The following is a 14228-nucleotide window of genomic DNA, read 5'->3' as shown; positions in this document are numbered from 1 at the left end:
GCGTCGATCAAACCAGTTGGAGTGCGGGCGTCGGGCCCTGGGCACCGTCGGCGAAGCCGTCGAGCAGCTCGGCCGCGGCCTGGGCCGAGGAGTACCGCGGCTCCCAACCGAGCTCGGCGCGGGCGCGCGTGGAGTCCAGCGAGGCGCCGGTGACCAGCATGTCCAGCCAGCCGGGCGAGGTCGGGATCGCGCGGGCCTTGTAGGCCACACCGACCGCGGCGCGCGTCACCTGACGCGGGACCCCGATCGGACGCGCGCCGCCCATGACCTCGCCGAGATCGTGCGGGCCGAGCACCTCGGCCGCGAGGTTGAACGGGCCGGCGGCCTTCTGCTCCAGGATCCGGACGATCGCGTCCGCCACGTCGTCGGCGTGGACCAGCTGCATCTGCAGACCCGCGGGCAGCGGCAGCAGGGGCAACCGCCCCCGGAGCGCGGCCAGCGCCTTCATCGGCAGCCGCGCACCCACGAACAAGGACGCGATCTCCGCCGCGGCGTTGCGCTGGACGACCAGCGTCGGCCGGACGTAGGCGAACGTCATCTCCGGGTTCGCGCGCTCGGCCTCGGCCACCAGCCGCTCGGCCTCCACCTTCTGCCGGCTGTAGGAGGACGTCTTCACACCGGTCGTCGGCCAGGTCTCGTCGACCGGGCTCGTCTCGTGCGGCGCGTACACCGCGAGCGAGGAGCCGTGCACCACGTGCGGCACCTTCGCCGCCGCGGCCGCGCGCAGCATCCGCGCCGTCCCACCGACGTTGACGGCGTACAGGCGCTCCTCCTCACGGACGGGCTGGATCGCCCACGCCAGGTGGACGACCGCGTCGACCCCGTCGAACGCGGCCACGAGCGCCGGCTCGCACTCCGGCCTCGACAGGTCGATCGCGCGCCAGTCGACGGCGCCGAGCGACTCCCCCGCCGGCCCCTCGGCCGGCGGGCGACGGCAGATGCCGACGATGTCGAGGCCGGGGTCGGTGCCGCGCAGCGCGCGGATCAGCGCCGTCCCGAGATTGCCGGACGCTCCGGTGATGGCGATTCGCACGTCAGCGACCGACCGCGCGCTCGAGTTCCGCCTTGTTCATCGACGAGCGGCCCTTGATGTTCTTGCGCTTGGCCTCGTTGTAGAGCTGTTCCTTCGTCCGGCCGCCCGAGCCGCTGTGCGACCGCAGGCCACCGCGACGGCTCGACGAGATGTCCTTCGTCGAGCTCCGGCTCGCCTGCTTGGACTCCCCGGAGCGGGCACGCTCCTTGTTGACCGTCCGCGCCGCGATCTCCTCGGCGACGTCGGTCGACTTGCCGCGCTTCTTCAGACCGGCCTTGATGTGCTCGTACTGCCGCTCACGCTTCGGGCTCGAACCTGCGGGCATGGCGCACCTCCTCGGTGGTGTCCTCGTCCCCGGAGGTCTGCCCCGCCCGCAGCGGCTCGAACGTGCCGTCGATCTACCTGCAGGGCCGAAGACAGACCGGACGGATTCAGTCGTCGCCCGTTTCCGGCCCTGGTGCCGGGTAGTCCGAGATCAGGCCGATCTCCATCCACGGACGAGGGAGGACCGCATGACCAAGGCACGCGACATCATGACGCCGAACGCGGAGTGCATCCGCGAGAACCAGACGGTCGCCGAGGCCGCCCGCAAGATGGCCGAGCTGGGGGTGGGCGCGCTGCCCATCTGCGGCGAGGACAACCGGCTCAGTGGCATGATCACCGACCGGGACATCGCCGTGAAGGTGGTCGCGGCCGGCAAGGACCCGAACTCCTGCCTGGCCGGGGAGTTCCAGCAGGGCGAGGCCGTGACGATCGGCGCCGACGACTCCATCGACGAGCTGATGAAGACGATGGGGCAGCACCAGGTCCGCCGGGTCCCGGTCATCGACGGGCACACGCTCGTCGGGATCGTGGCGCAGGCCGACGTCGCCCGGGCGTTGCCGGACCAGCGCGTCGGCGACCTCGTCGAGGCGCTCTCCGCGCCGTAGGGATGCCCGTTCTCGTCGGCACCTCGGGCTGGCAGTACAAGGACTGGCGCGGCGTGCTCTACCCGCCGCGCTGCCCGACGCCGCGCTGGCTCGCGGAGTACTCCCGCCAGTTCGGCACGGTGGAGAACAACAACGCGTTCTACCGCCTGCCCGAGACCGAGACGTTCGCCCGGTGGCGCGAAGCGACGCCACCGGGCTTCGTCATGGCCGTGAAGGCCTCGCGGTTCCTCACCCACATCAAGCGTCTGAAGGAGCCGGAGGAACCGGTCGCGCGGATGATGGACCGCCTCACCGGCCTCGGCGACCGCCTCGGGCCCGTCCTGCTCCAGTTGCCGCCGAACCTCAAGGCCGACCTCGACAAGCTCGACGCCTGCCTGCGCCTGTTCCCCACCGAGATCCGGGTCGCGGTCGAGCCACGCCACGAGACGTGGTGGACGCCCGACCTGCGCGACCTCCTGACGGAGCGTAAGGCGTGCCTGGTGTGGGCCGACCGCAACTCGAAGCCCATCAACCCGTTGTGGCGCACCACCGACTGGGGCTACGTCCGGCTCCACGAGGGCCGGGCCAAGCCGTGGCCGAACTACGGCCGGCACTCGCTGCACTCCTGGGCCGACCGCGTCCGCGGGACCTACGGCGTGGACGAGGACGTCTACGTCTACTTCAACAACGACCCCGGCGGCGCCGCCGTCCGCAACGCCCGCACCTTCGCCCGGCTCGTACCGACGGCCGACGTACCGACAGGATCGCCATGACCACCGTCTCCGCCACCGGTTCCCCGTGGCTCGCCGACACCACCCGGACCGCTCCCCCCGCGTCCGGGGCGATCGCCTGCGACGTCCTGGTGATCGGCGCCGGGATCACCGGCGTCACCACTGCGCTGCTGCTCGCCCGCGCCGGGCTCGACGTCGTGATCTGCGAGGCCGCGACCGCGGTCAGCGGCACCTCGGGGCTGAACACCGCGAAGGTGTCGGCACTGCAGGGCACCATCTACACGACCCTGACGCGCCGTCACGGCGCCGACACCGCGGCGTCGTACGCGGCCGCCAACCTCGCCGGCGTCGCGACCGTGGCCGAGCTCGCCGAACAGTTCGCCCCCGACGCCGGGCTGTCCCGCCGGCCCGCCGCGACCGTGGCCGGCTCCGTCGACGACGTCCCCTCGATCGAGCAGGAGCTGCAGGCCGCCCGGGCCGCCGGGCTGCGCGTCACCCGCGCGGACTCGGTCGACGCTCCCCTGCCCTGCTACGGCGCCGTCGTGCTCGAGGACCAGCTGACGCTGCACCCGGTCCGGTACGTCCGCGGTCTGCTGCGCGCCGCCCAGGCCGCCGGGGCGCGCCTGTTCGAGGACAGCCGCGTCGCCGGCCTGCGCGGCGGCGACCCGTACCGGGCACGCACCGAGCACGCCGAGATCACCGCGCGCCACGTCGTGGTCGCCGCGCACTACCCGATGTTCGACCGCGGCCTGTACTTCGCGCGACTGGAGGCCAAGCGCTCCTACTGCGTCGCCGGTCCCCTCGCCGGGGACACCGGACAGACCCTCGCCATCACCGCCGGCTCCCCGACCCGCTCGTGGGCGCTGGTGGACGGGATCGCCGTCCTCGGTGGCGAGGGCCACGCCGCCGGTGACCGCGGGGTCGGGCCCGACCGCTTCGAGGCCCTGGAGGACGACCTCCGCGCCTGGACCGACGTCCGCGACGTCCCGTACCGCTGGTCGGCCCAGGACCCGGTGTCCGCCGACCACCTCCCGATGATCGGGCCGTACGTCCCCGGCTCGAACTCGCTGTGGGTCGCGACCGCGTACGGCAAGTGGGGGCTGAGCAACGGCACCGTCGCGGCCGGCATCCTCACCGATCTGGTGATGGGGCGTCAGAGCCCCTACGGGGAGACGTTCCGGCCGACCCGCTTCAACCTCCGCTCCGCGCACAGCTTCGCCCGGCTGCAGGCGAAGGTCGGCGCGGACATCGTCGGCGACCGTCTCCGCCCGGGCGAGGTCTCCTCCCCCGACGCCGTGGAGCCCGGCACCGCTGCCGTCGTCCGCTCCGGCCACAAGCAGGTCGGGGTCTACCGCGACGAGGCCGGCGCCGCCCACTGCGTCTCGCTGCGGTGCACCCACCTCGGCTGCCTGGTCCGCTTCAACGCCGCCGAGACCAGCTGGGACTGCCCGTGCCACGGCTCCCGCTTCGACGTCGACGGCAACGTCCTCGAGGGCCCCGCCGTCCACCCGCTGGCCCGGGAATCCCTCTGACCCCACCCGTTTCACCAGGGGTGACACCCCTCCGTTGCGGCGTCAGAAAAGGGTGACACCCCTTACTTACGAGTAAGGGGTGTCACCCTTTCTTGACAGCGGGAGCGGCGGCCGGCCGGCCGGGGTGTCAGCGGCCGGCCGGATGGGCGTCAGGGTTTGAGGACGACCTTGAAGCAGTTGTCGGTCTTCTTCTGGAACATCTCGTACGCGGCGGGGGCGTCCTCGAGGGGGACCCGGTGGGTCGCGAAGTCCTCCAGCCCGAGCGGGTCACCGTCGGCCTCGACGACGGGGAGGATGTCGTCGATCCAGCGCTTGACGTGGCACTGGCCCATCCGGAGCTGGATGCCCCGGTCGAACATCTCCATCAGCGGCATCGGGTCGGTCTCGCCGCCGTAGACGCCGGACAGCGAGACGGTTCCCCCGCGCCGGACGGACTTGACCGCGGTGTGCAGCGCGGCGAGGCGGTCGATGCCCATCTTGTCCATCATCGGCTCGGCGAGTTTGTCCGGGAGCATGCCGACCATCGTGTGCGCGGCCTTCTCCAGCGGCGAGTGCGCGGCCTCCATGCCGACGCCGTCGATCACCGCGTCCGGGCCGCGACCCGAGGTCATCTCGATCAGCGCGACGGCGACGTCGTCGACCTCCCGCGAGTCGACGACCTCGATGCCGTCGGCCTTCGCCCGCGCGAGCCGGTCGTCGACGAGGTCGACACCGATGACCCGCTCGACGCCGAGGTGCTTGGCGATCCGGGTGCACATCAGGCCGATCGGGCCGAGGCCGAGGACGGCGAGCGTCCCGTCCTTCGGGACGTCCGCGTACGCGACCGCCTGCCACGCCGTCGGGACGACGTCGGAGAGGTAGAGGTACCGCTCGTCCGGGACGCCCTCGGGGACGACGATCGGACCGAAGTGCGCCTGCGGCACCCGCAGGTACTGGGCCTGCCCGCCCGGCACGGAGCCGTAGAGCGAGGTGTAGCCGAACAGCGAGGCGCCCTTGCCGGTCGCGGTGTTCTGCGTCGTCTCGCACTGGGCGTAGAGCGCCTTGCTGCACATCCAGCACGTGCCGCAGGAGATGTTGAACGGGACGACGACCCGGTCGCCCGGTTTGATGTGCGTCACCTCGGGGCCGACCTCCTGCACGACGCCCATGGGCTCGTGGCCGAGGACGTCGCCGGGCTCCAGGAACGGGCCGAGCACCTCGTACAGGTGCAGATCGGAGCCACAGATCGCGGTGGAGGTGATCTGGATGATCGCGTCCGTGGGGGCCTCGATCCGGGGATCGGGCACGTCTTCGACGCGTACGTCACGTTTACCTTGCCAGGTGAGTGCTCTCATGGACGGACACTGCCCGTGCCGAGCGTGGGGATGCCGAAACCCGCTTCGGATTGCTTGTCCTGAATCACAGTCACCCCTCGTTTCGGTGCTGGTCAGACACGGAATCCTCCGGTCATGAACGCGACCCCCACGATGACCTCCGCCCCGGCGGCCACCCTGACCCGCGCCGCCGTGAACGCCGACAGCACTGACGACGACCTCTTCCGCGCGCTCCGCGCCGCCACCCAGGACGCCGAGCGCGAGCGCATCCAGGAGTTCATCGCCGTCCGGTACGCCGGACTGGTCAAGTGGCTCGCGAGCCGCTACGCCGGCCGCGCCGTCGAGACCGACGAGCTCGAGGCCGTCGGGTTCGTCGGCCTCGCCCTGGCGATCAGCCGCTTCGACCCGGACCACGGCTCCGACTTCGCGGCGTACGCGAAGCCGACCATCCAGGGCGAGATCCGCCGCTACTTCCGCGACAAGCGTCGTTGGATCCGCCTCCCCCGCCGTCTGCAGGAGACCAAGGCGGTCCTGCGGGACGCAACCGAGGCGCTCGCGCACGAGCTCGGTCGCGCCCCGACGGTCAACGAGCTCGCCGAGAAGCTCGCCGTCAGCCCGGACCTGGTCCTGGAGGCCATGACCGCCGAGGACCACTTCTCGGTCACGTCGCTGGAGTCCCCGGTCAGCGGCAGCGACGAGGACGGCCAGACCGTCGCGGACACCGTCGCCTTCACCGACGGCCGCTTCGAGCTCTTCGAGGACATGGAGGCCCTCCGACCGCTGATCGAGCAGCTGAGCGAGCGCGACAAGCGCATCCTGCACCTGCGCTTCTACGAGGAGAAGACGCAGTCGCAGATCGGTGAGGAGCTCGGCATCTCCCAGATGCACGTCTCGCGGCTGCTGGCCCGCACCCTCGCGCAGCTGCGCCAGGGCATGCTGGCCGACGCCTGAACCCTCGGGAGCGCCGCGGTGGAACTGCGCCGCAGTGATCCCGCGGCGCCCGGGATCCGGCGGGTCCGGTGCGGAAAGGGGTTCCGTTACCGCCACGACGACGGATCCGCCGTCAGCGCCGAGGACCGCGCCCGCATCCAGGCCCTGGTGATTCCGCCGGCCTGGACGGACGTCTGGATCTGCCCCGACGCCCGCGGCCACCTGCAGGCCACCGGCCGGGACGCTGCCGGACGCCTGCAGTACCGCTACCACGACGAGTGGCGGACGGTCCGGGACGCGGCGAAGCACGACCGGATGTTCGCCTTCGCCAAGGCGCTGCCGCAGATCCGGAAGACCGTCGCCGAGCACCTGGAGCAGCGGGGCTTCCCGCGCGAGCGCGTGCTCGCGGGGGCCGTCCGGCTGCTGGACCTCGGGTTCTTCCGGTCCGGCAGCGACGCGTACACCGTCGAGCACGGGACGTTCGGGCTCGCGACCGTCCGGCGGGAGCACGTCACGTGCCGCCGCGGCGTCGTCGAGTTCGACTACCCCGCCAAGCACGGGATCCAGCGCGAGCAGGCGGTCGCCGACGAGGCGGTCTGCCGCCTGATCACGGGGCTCCGCCGCCGCCGGGACGCCAACCCCGAGCTGCTCGCCTGGCGCGACTCCGACGGCTGGCACGACGTCAAGGCCGCCCACATCAACGCCTACCTGCGGGAGATCTCGGGCGGGGACTTCACCGCCAAGGACTTCCGCACCTGGCACGCGACCGTGCTCGCGGCCGTCGGCCTCGCGGTCTCGGACCAGGTCTCGTCGCCGACCGCCCGCAAGCGCGCCGTGGCCCGGACCGTCCGCGAGGTCGCCGAGTACCTCGGCAACACCCCCGCCGTCGCCCGGCGGTCCTACATCGACGCCCGGGTCATCGAGTGCTACGACGACGGCCGCACCGTCACCCGCGCCCTCGACGTCCTCGGCGAGGGCGTCGAACCCGGCTCGCTCGCGACCGCCGGGCCCGTCGAGGAAGCCGTCACCAAGCTGCTGCGCTCGGTCTGACGCGCGGTCCGGAAGTCGCCGGCGCGGACAGGGTTGAAACGGCGTTCCGGCGGGTAACTCACGTTAGCCACCTCCAGAACCGGGGTTGCTCGACGTCTCGGAAATCGGAGTCCCTTGGCCCCCACGCCTCGCTCGCGCGCCGACATGGTCGCCGTGCTCTCGACGGAGTTTCCCGCCCTGGACGCGGAGACCGTCGCGCACGCCGTCGACCACGCGGTTCACGTCGCCCAGCAACTGAACGGCGGGTCCGAAGACCTGGTCTGGGTCCGGGCCGGAGTTCTCGCGCGCGACCACCTCGACGTCGCCCTGCACCGGGCCCGGCGCGGCCTCGAGCTGCCGCCCGGGGCGCCACTCGCGGTCTGAGTCACCCTCAGACACAGCTGGCGTCCAGCATTTCCGGCGCGTTTGCGGGTAGTCCGGCCTCGTGCTGCTGCTGAGACTTCCGGGTGTGTACGCCCCGCAGGAAGACACCCTCCTGCTCCTCAACTCCGTCCTTGCCGAGCCGCTGCCGCCCAACGCTCGCGTGTGCGAGCTCGGGACCGGCAGTGGCCACATCGCCCTCGAACTGGCCGCCGCCGGCGCCGGTGAGGTCGTGGCCGTCGACATCGCGCGCCGCGCGATCCTCGGCACCCGCATCAACGCCATGCTGCGGCGCCTCCCCGTGCGGGCGCGGCGCGGCGATCTGCTCTCCGGCGTCGCCGGTCTGTTCGACCTGATCGTCGCCAACCCGCCGTACGTGCCGACCTGCGACGGACCCCCACCCGCCCACAGCCGGGCGCGCGCGTGGGACGCGGGCCGGGACGGCCGCGCGCTCCTCGACCGGATCTGCCGCGACGCCCCGAGTCGGCTCGCGCCGGGCGGATCGCTCTGGCTGGTCCACTCCGCCCTCTGCGACCCGGGCCGCACCGTCGCACTCCTGAGCGAGCAGGGCCTGACCGCCGAGGTCGTGAAGAAGGACGAGATCCCCTTCGGGCCCGTCATGCGCTCCCGCGAGGCGTGGCTGCGCGCCGAGGGCCTCATCGGCCCCGGCGAGAACACCGAGACCCTGGTGGTCGTCCGTGGCACTCGCGCCTGAGGCCCTCCCGGACTCCGCGTCCGGCGAGACCCTGGCGTCCGAGGCGTTCCCCCGCCGCGGCGCCGAGGTCCGCCGCGTCACGTGCAACCGCGGCGGACCGGTCCTCGTCGACGGCCCGATCGAGGTCTGCGTCGGCGACGGACCACCCGAGCGGATCGACCGCTTCCGCGTCGCGATCTGCGCCTGCGGCCAGAGCGGCCGCTACCCCCTTTGCGACGGCACCCACCGCCGCCTCTGAGCGCCGTTCGTCTCTGATCGCGCCAGTTTCTGCGGGACGTCATCCCGCAGGAGTCAGATCGGGCCCAGGAGGCTGGAGCGGCCGGCGGTCCAGGAGCTCAGCAGGTGCTCGTCGAGCCGGGTGTCGAGGTACCCGGCGGCGCAGATGCCGAAGACGACGTCCTCGGCGAGGTGGGGTTCGTGCTCCAGCAGGGTGCCGAGAACGTCGGCGCGCATCACCTGCTCGTGGACGGAGTCGGCGACGACGTGCTCGGCGTAGAACTCCTCAGCAATCTCGCAACCCCCGGCGCGGCGGATCGCGGCGACCATGCGCATCGACCCGGGCGGGGACGTGATCTCGACGGCGGCCAGCTGACCCAGCAGCGCGCCACGGCGCGCGCGGTGCAGGCCGCACAGCGACATGAAGTTGACGACGGCGAGCATCGGCGCCGGCACGACGTCGATGTAGACGCCGTACCGGGCGTCGAGGTCGAAGGCGCGCATCAGCGACGCGAACAGCTCCGCGTGCATGCGCGCAGCGCGGCCGCCCCCGTACTCGTCGAACTCGACCGCGGCGACGCCCGCCTTGGTGGCCCCGGAGAGCCGGGGCAGCACGAACGCCTGCGGGTCCGCCTCCTTGAGGTGGTACATCGAGCGGTGGACGAGCATCTCCCGCACCTGAGCGCGGGTGCCGTTGCGGGCGAGGAAGTCCGAGACCCCGCCCTCGCCGTCGACGGCGAGCAGGTCGGCGATCGCGGCGTCCACGTCGGCGCTCGGGGTGATCCGGTCGCGCAGCGCGCCGGAGAAGCGCCGCTCCAGCGCGGTGCGCAGCGCGAGGACGTCGGCGTCCCACTCCCGGTCGTCGTCGACGCCCGCAAAGCCCCGGTAGTGCAGCTCGTAGGCCATGTACAGCGCGAGCTGCAGGTCGTCGCCGTAGGGATCGGCGTCACCGACAGCGCCGGAAGGCGGGTTCGCGGTCGCGCGGCCGCAGATCAGGTCGAGCATGCGGGCCGAGATCGGCCCTCGGGCGGCGGGCAGCGGCGGGCCGACGGCCTCCGGGCGTGCGGGAAGCTCAGTAACCGTCATGACGCGCATCTACCCAGGTAAACGTGCGGAAAGCGTGGGTAGGGCCAGGACATGAACTCCTCCTTGGACGCCGTGGTCATCGGCGCCGGCCCGAACGGACTCGTCGCGGCCAATCTGCTCGCCGACGCGGGCTGGGACGTCCTGGTCCTGGAGGCCGAGGACGAACCCGGCGGCGCCGTCCGCAGCGGCGAGTACGTCGCCCCGGGGTTCGTGAACGACCGGTTCAGCTCGTTCTACCCGCTCGGCGCGGCCTCCCCGGCCCTGGCGGCGCTCGACCTGCCCGCCCACGGCCTGCGCTGGACCCACGCCCCCACCGCGCTCGCCCACCCGCTGCCGGACGGACGCACGGTCGTCCTGAACCGTGACGTCGACATCACCGCCGAGTCCCTCGCCGCCTTCGACCCCCGCGACGCCGCCGCCTGGCGCGCGCTCGTCGACCAGTGGACCGAGCTCGGCCCGACGCTGATGGACGCGCTGCTCAAGCCGTTCCCGCCCGTCCGCGCGGGCGCCCGGCTGGCCCGGCAGCTCAAGGTCCACGGCGCGCTGAGCTTCGCCCGGTTCGGCCTGCTCTCGGTCCGCGCCTACGGGCGGGAACGCTTCGCCGGTGAGGGCGGTCCGCTGCTCATCGCCGGCAACGCCATGCACACCGACCTCGGCCCCGAGGAGGCCGGCAGCGCCGTCTTCGGCTGGCTGCTCGCGATGCTCGGCCAGGACGTCGGGTTCCCCGTCCCCGTCGGCGGCGCCGGCGAACTGACGGCGGCGATGGTCCGCCGCCTGAACTCCCGCGGCGGACGGGTCCGCTGCGGGGTCCGCGTCGAGCAGGTGCTGGTGCGGGACGGCCGGGCCGTCGGCGTCCGGGCCGGCGGCGAGACGTTCTCCGCCCGCGCCGTCCTCGCCGACGTCACCGCGCCGGACCTCTACCTGAACCTCCTCAGTCCGGACCTCGTCCCGACGCGACTCCGCGACGACCTGCGCCGGTTCTCCTGGGACGACGCGACGATCAAGATCGACTGGGCGTTGTCCGGCCCGATCCCGTGGAAGAACCCCGACGTGGTCGGGGCGGGCACCGTCCACGTCGGCGGGGACTTCGACGCGCTCTCGGAGTTCGCCCACGAGCTCGCGATGGGCCGCGTCCCGCGGGACCCGTTCCTGTTGCTGGGTCAGATGACCACCGCCGACGCGACGCGCTCGCCCGCCGGCACCGAGTCGGCGTGGGCGTACACGCACGTCCCGGCGCGGCCGGGCGGCATTGACGGCTGGCGCGACCCCGACCTGCAGAAGCGCGTGCTCGCCGCGGTCGACCGCCGCATGGAGGAGTACGCCCCCGGGTTCACCGACCTCGTGATCAACCGTTCCGTCAGCTTCCCGCCCGACCTCGAGGCCGAGAACGCGAACCTCGTCGAGGGCGCGATCAGCGCCGGGACCAGCGGCCTGCACCAGCAGCTCGTCCTGCGTCCGCTGCCCGGTCTCGGCCGCCCGGAGACGCACATCCGCGGGCTCTACCTCGCGTCGGCGTCCGCCCACCCGGGCGGCGGGGTCCACGGCGCCCCCGGCGCCAACGCCGCCCACGCCGCCCTCCGGGCCGGGACCTCCGGCCGCCTCGCGACCGCCGTGATCCGCGCCATCGCCTCGGGCCGCGCCTGACCTTCTCCTGCGGGATGCGCTAGCGGTGGACGACCATCTGGCGGATGCGCTGCTCGAGGCGGCGGAGGGTCTCGACGTTGCGGACCTTGATCAGGAGATCCAGCACCGGGTTGTGGAGGGTCGCGGCGATGCCGCGCAGGGGGTGCTCGTCGATGTGCACGACGCACCCGCCGTCGACCTCCTCGACGGTGAAGGCGATCCGCGCCGTCCCGGCCGGCCAGGCGTGGGCCTCGAGTTCGAGCTTGACGTCCGGCTCGTAGGAGCAGGCGACGGTCTTGTCGTCCTTGCGCAGCGGGGCGTAGCCGATCGTGTAGTGGATCTCCGTGCCCGGCGCCGGCCACCCGGGGTCGGCGGAGCGGATGTTCCGCGTCCCCACCACCCAGCGGTCGTAGGTGTAGCCGTCGCGAAACGCGAGGAAGACCTGGGCCGGGCTCAGGCCGTTCATCGTCCGGGAGGTGCGTGCCATGCCCTCGATCTGCCCCGCTCCCCGCCCCGCAACCGTCAGGCGACCACGCGCAGGGTCTGCAGGGAGCCGTCGACGGTGTCCGGGACGAGCGCGCCGGCGTCCACGGCCGCGCGGAGGTAGGCGAGGACCTCCTCCTCGATGCGCTCGCCCGGCACCAGCACCGGGACGCCGGGCGGGTACGGGCTGACCATCTCGGCGACGATCCGGCCCGCGGCTTCCTCGACCGCGACCTGCTCGGCCGGGGCGAAGAACGCCTCGCGGGGCGTCATCGTCGGCTGCCGGTCGAAGACGGCGGGGTCGGGCATCGGGATCTCCGGTCGCGGGTCGAGCTCGTCGCGGTGCTTGACCAGCGCCTGGAACGAGTGGATCAGGCGCGCGACGGTGCGCTCGTCGTCACCCAGGGCGATCTGCACGTTGACGCGACACGAGTCCGACGACCCGACGTCGACGTGGCACCGCGCCCGCAGCCACTCCGCGGCCGCGTAACCGGTGGTCCCCAGCCCGCGCACGTCGACGGTCAGGCGCAGCGGGTCGAGGTCGAAGGCACCGTCGTCGCGCACGACCTCACGCCCCATCACGTCGAGGCCGTCGAATTGCGCGAGCCCGGTGCGGGCGTGCTGCGCCAGCTCGAGCAGAACGCCGATGAGGTCCCGCCCGTGCTCGACCATCTGCCGCCGCCAGCCGTCGAGGGTGGCGTAGACGAGCCCGGACGAGCTGGTCGTGCCGAGCATGTCCTCGCGCAGGGTCAGGACGTTCTTGTCGATCAGGTCACCCTGCAGGTGGAACACCGAGCTCTGCTCGATGGCCGCGCCCATCTTGTGGACGCTGGTGACGACGAGGTCGGCCCCGGCGTCCATACCCCACGAAGGGACCTCCTCATGGAACGGCAGGTGCGCTCCCCACGCCTCGTCGACGAGTAACGGCATGCCGTAGGCGTGGGCGGCCTTCGCCGTTCCGGCGAGGTCGGCGCAGGAGCCCCAGTCGGTGGGGCTGATCATCAGGACGCCCTTGGCGTCGGGGTGTTCGGCGAGCGCCTGTTCCACCTCGGTCAGACCGGGCGGGTGGGCAAGGTGGCGCTCGGTGTCGAAGCGGGCGGGGATCCAGACGGGCTGGATGCCCGCGACGATCAGGCCGCCGACGATCGACTTGTGCGTGTTCCGGGCGACGAGAAGCTTCTCCCCCGGCCCGGCCACGGAGATGATCGCGGTCTTCACCGACAGCGAACTGCCGCAGGTCGAGAAGAACGCGTGCTCGGCGTGCACGGCGTCGGCCATCAGCTCCTCGGCCTGGGTGATGACGCCCTGCGACTCGCGCCGGTCGTCGAGGCCGTTCAGCGAGAGGACGTCGGAGGCGAACACGCCCTCGCCGACGATCTCGACCACCCGCTGGTCGGCCCCGGCCCCCTGCTTGTGTCCGGGCGGGCCGAAGACGGTGTCCCCGCGACGGCGGAACTCTTCGAGTGCTTCCAGAACGGGCGCGCGTGAGTGGTCCATCAGTCCGGGATACCCGGGGTCCCGCGGGTCAACCGATGTGCATCCGGTCCCGGACCGCCTGCAGCGCGGCCTCGCAGGCCTGCTGACAGATCTCGTCGGGGTCGCCGCCGAACTTGTACTCCCAGGCCTCGATCGGGATGCCCTCCCACGCCAGGCCGATCCACACCGTGCCCGGGGACTGTCCCTCCTCCTCGCCAGGGCCGCCGACCCCGGTGGTGGAGACGCCGATCCGGGCGCCGAGCACCCGGCACGCGCCGGAGGCCATGGCCATCGCGGCGGGCTTGCTCACGACAGGCCCGAGCGGGACGTCGAGCACGTCCCGCTTCACCTCGGAGCTGTAGGCGACGACGCCACCGCGGAACCAGCTCGAGGCGTTCGGGGCCGCGGCGAGCTGCACCGTCAGCTGACCGCCGGTCAGGGACTCGGCGGTGGCGACGGTGTGGCCGTGCTCCTCGGCCAGGGCGGCGATCTCTTCGGCAAGCTTGTTGGTGGGCGACACGCCTGGTACCTACCGCGGTTACCACCAGTTCAGTCCTGGGTGAATCGCCCCCGGGCGGGTAGGACGACCTTCCGGAGATCTGGAGGTGTCCCATTTCCCGTCCCGCCCCACCGAGACCCGACGCCGCCGACGCCTCCGAGCGCCGCGCCGGTAACGCCCTGCGCGCGTACCTCTACGACAAGAACGGCCTGGACCACGAGGTCGACCCCGAGCAGGACCGCCTCGGCCGGATCAGCAGGAACCAGCTGCTCT

General features: G+C 72.5%; 16 protein-coding genes. 9 read left to right on the top strand and 7 right to left on the bottom strand.

Annotated elements, in window-relative coordinates; all coding sequences use genetic code 11:
• Positions 1-7 precede the first annotated feature (7 nt).
• Both SPOPO_RS30580 and SPOPO_RS0119260 read right to left on the bottom strand, forming a co-directional pair.
• Positions 8-1033 carry an NAD-dependent epimerase/dehydratase family protein gene (locus SPOPO_RS30580; protein ID WP_019876671.1) on the bottom strand — a complete coding sequence of 342 codons (1026 nt, stop codon included), beginning with the start codon at positions 1031-1033 and terminating at the stop codon, positions 8-10.
• A 1-nt stretch (position 1034) separates the two neighbouring features.
• Complete coding sequence (locus tag SPOPO_RS0119260) at positions 1035-1358, bottom strand: hypothetical protein (protein WP_019876670.1); 324 nt, start codon at positions 1356-1358, stop codon at positions 1035-1037.
• Between the two features lie 187 nt (positions 1359-1545).
• Here SPOPO_RS0119260 and SPOPO_RS0119255 point away from each other — a divergent pair, with 187 nt between their 5' ends.
• From SPOPO_RS0119255 to SPOPO_RS0119245, 3 genes are read left to right on the top strand one after another with little or no spacing between them, the layout of a single operon-like run.
• A complete protein-coding gene (locus SPOPO_RS0119255) occupies positions 1546-1962 on the top strand; it encodes a CBS domain-containing protein (protein WP_019876669.1) in 417 nt (138 codons plus the stop codon).
• 2 nt (positions 1963-1964) lie between these two features.
• The gene (locus SPOPO_RS0119250; protein WP_019876668.1) at positions 1965-2714 is read left to right on the top strand and encodes a DUF72 domain-containing protein; all 750 of its coding nucleotides are present in this window, start codon (positions 1965-1967) and stop codon (positions 2712-2714) included.
• Positions 2711-4204 carry an FAD-dependent oxidoreductase gene (locus SPOPO_RS0119245; protein WP_019876667.1) on the top strand — a complete coding sequence of 498 codons (1494 nt, stop codon included), beginning with the start codon at positions 2711-2713 and terminating at the stop codon, positions 4202-4204. Before SPOPO_RS0119250 ends, SPOPO_RS0119245 begins: the two co-directional genes overlap by 4 nt.
• Before the next feature lie 149 nt (positions 4205-4353).
• Here the strand turns inward: SPOPO_RS0119245 and SPOPO_RS0119240 are convergent, their stop codons facing one another.
• On the bottom strand, positions 4354-5538 hold the full coding sequence (locus tag SPOPO_RS0119240) for a zinc-dependent alcohol dehydrogenase (RefSeq protein WP_028984927.1): 1185 nt from the start codon (positions 5536-5538) through the stop codon (positions 4354-4356).
• 114 nt (positions 5539-5652) lie between these two features.
• On the opposite strand from SPOPO_RS0119240, the gene SPOPO_RS0119235 reads away from it, so the two are divergent.
• From SPOPO_RS0119235 to SPOPO_RS0119210, 5 genes are all read left to right on the top strand, one after another.
• A complete protein-coding gene (locus tag SPOPO_RS0119235; RefSeq protein WP_019876665.1) occupies positions 5653-6468 on the top strand; it encodes a SigB/SigF/SigG family RNA polymerase sigma factor in 816 nt (271 codons plus the stop codon).
• Between the two features lie 18 nt (positions 6469-6486).
• A complete protein-coding gene (locus SPOPO_RS0119230) occupies positions 6487-7497 on the top strand; it encodes a DNA topoisomerase IB (RefSeq protein WP_019876664.1) in 1011 nt (336 codons plus the stop codon).
• A 114-nt stretch (positions 7498-7611) separates the two neighbouring features.
• The gene (locus SPOPO_RS0119220) at positions 7612-7860 is read left to right on the top strand and encodes a hypothetical protein (RefSeq protein WP_156870041.1); all 249 of its coding nucleotides are present in this window, start codon (positions 7612-7614) and stop codon (positions 7858-7860) included.
• 85 nt (positions 7861-7945) lie between these two features.
• Positions 7946-8572 (top strand): HemK2/MTQ2 family protein methyltransferase, encoded by a 627-nt coding sequence (locus SPOPO_RS0119215; protein WP_019876662.1) that lies wholly within the window; start codon positions 7946-7948, stop codon positions 8570-8572.
• Positions 8556-8810, top strand: coding sequence for a CDGSH iron-sulfur domain-containing protein (locus SPOPO_RS0119210; RefSeq protein WP_019876661.1), 255 nt, complete (start codon positions 8556-8558; stop codon positions 8808-8810). Before SPOPO_RS0119215 ends, SPOPO_RS0119210 begins: the two co-directional genes overlap by 17 nt.
• 53 nt (positions 8811-8863) lie before the next feature.
• Here the strand turns inward: SPOPO_RS0119210 and SPOPO_RS0119205 are convergent, their stop codons facing one another.
• Positions 8864-9874 (bottom strand): iron-containing redox enzyme family protein, encoded by a 1011-nt coding sequence (locus SPOPO_RS0119205; RefSeq protein WP_156870039.1) that lies wholly within the window; start codon positions 9872-9874, stop codon positions 8864-8866.
• 51 nt (positions 9875-9925) lie between these two features.
• Between SPOPO_RS0119205 and SPOPO_RS0119200 the strand changes: the two genes are divergently transcribed.
• Complete coding sequence (locus SPOPO_RS0119200) at positions 9926-11518, top strand: phytoene desaturase family protein (protein WP_019876659.1); 1593 nt, start codon at positions 9926-9928, stop codon at positions 11516-11518.
• A 19-nt stretch (positions 11519-11537) separates the two neighbouring features.
• Here the strand turns inward: SPOPO_RS0119200 and SPOPO_RS30575 are convergent, their stop codons facing one another.
• Genes SPOPO_RS30575 through SPOPO_RS0119185 form a run of 3 tightly spaced genes read right to left on the bottom strand, consistent with a single transcriptional unit; the run spans position 11538 to position 13976 of the window.
• Complete coding sequence (locus tag SPOPO_RS30575; RefSeq protein WP_019876658.1) at positions 11538-11984, bottom strand: SRPBCC family protein; 447 nt, start codon at positions 11982-11984, stop codon at positions 11538-11540.
• Positions 11985-12019: 35 nt separating this feature from the next.
• Positions 12020-13477 carry an aminotransferase class I/II-fold pyridoxal phosphate-dependent enzyme gene (locus SPOPO_RS0119190; RefSeq protein ID WP_019876657.1) on the bottom strand — a complete coding sequence of 486 codons (1458 nt, stop codon included), beginning with the start codon at positions 13475-13477 and terminating at the stop codon, positions 12020-12022.
• Positions 13478-13505: 28 nt separating this feature from the next.
• Entirely contained in the window at positions 13506-13976 is a 471-nt protein-coding gene (locus tag SPOPO_RS0119185; protein ID WP_019876656.1) for a CinA family protein, read from the bottom strand.
• Positions 13977-14228: the final 252 nt, after the last annotated feature.

The sequence above is a fragment of the Sporichthya polymorpha DSM 43042 genome, from assembly GCF_000384115.1.
Taxonomy (GTDB): Bacteria; Actinomycetota; Actinomycetes; order Sporichthyales; family Sporichthyaceae; genus Sporichthya; species Sporichthya polymorpha.
The sequence above is the reverse complement of the archived record's forward strand: the minus strand, read 5'-3'. Positions and strand labels throughout refer to the sequence as shown.

Coding starts and splice junctions, on each gene's coding strand:
- SPOPO_RS0119245 (WP_019876667.1), top strand. CDS start 2,711: ATGACCACCGTCTCCGCCACCGGTTCCCCGTGGCTCGCCGACACCACC.
- SPOPO_RS0119240 (WP_028984927.1), bottom strand. CDS start 5,538: ATGAGAGCACTCACCTGGCAAGGTAAACGTGACGTACGCGTCGAAGAC.
- SPOPO_RS0119260 (WP_019876670.1), bottom strand. CDS start 1,358: ATGCCCGCAGGTTCGAGCCCGAAGCGTGAGCGGCAGTACGAGCACATC.
- SPOPO_RS30575 (WP_019876658.1), bottom strand. CDS start 11,984: ATGGCACGCACCTCCCGGACGATGAACGGCCTGAGCCCGGCCCAGGTC.
- SPOPO_RS0119235 (WP_019876665.1), top strand. CDS start 5,653: ATGAACGCGACCCCCACGATGACCTCCGCCCCGGCGGCCACCCTGACC.
- SPOPO_RS0119250 (WP_019876668.1), top strand. CDS start 1,965: ATGCCCGTTCTCGTCGGCACCTCGGGCTGGCAGTACAAGGACTGGCGC.
- SPOPO_RS0119255 (WP_019876669.1), top strand. CDS start 1,546: ATGACCAAGGCACGCGACATCATGACGCCGAACGCGGAGTGCATCCGC.
- SPOPO_RS0119190 (WP_019876657.1), bottom strand. CDS start 13,477: ATGGACCACTCACGCGCGCCCGTTCTGGAAGCACTCGAAGAGTTCCGC.
- SPOPO_RS0119200 (WP_019876659.1), top strand. CDS start 9,926: ATGAACTCCTCCTTGGACGCCGTGGTCATCGGCGCCGGCCCGAACGGA.
- SPOPO_RS0119205 (WP_156870039.1), bottom strand. CDS start 9,874: ATGACGGTTACTGAGCTTCCCGCACGCCCGGAGGCCGTCGGCCCGCCG.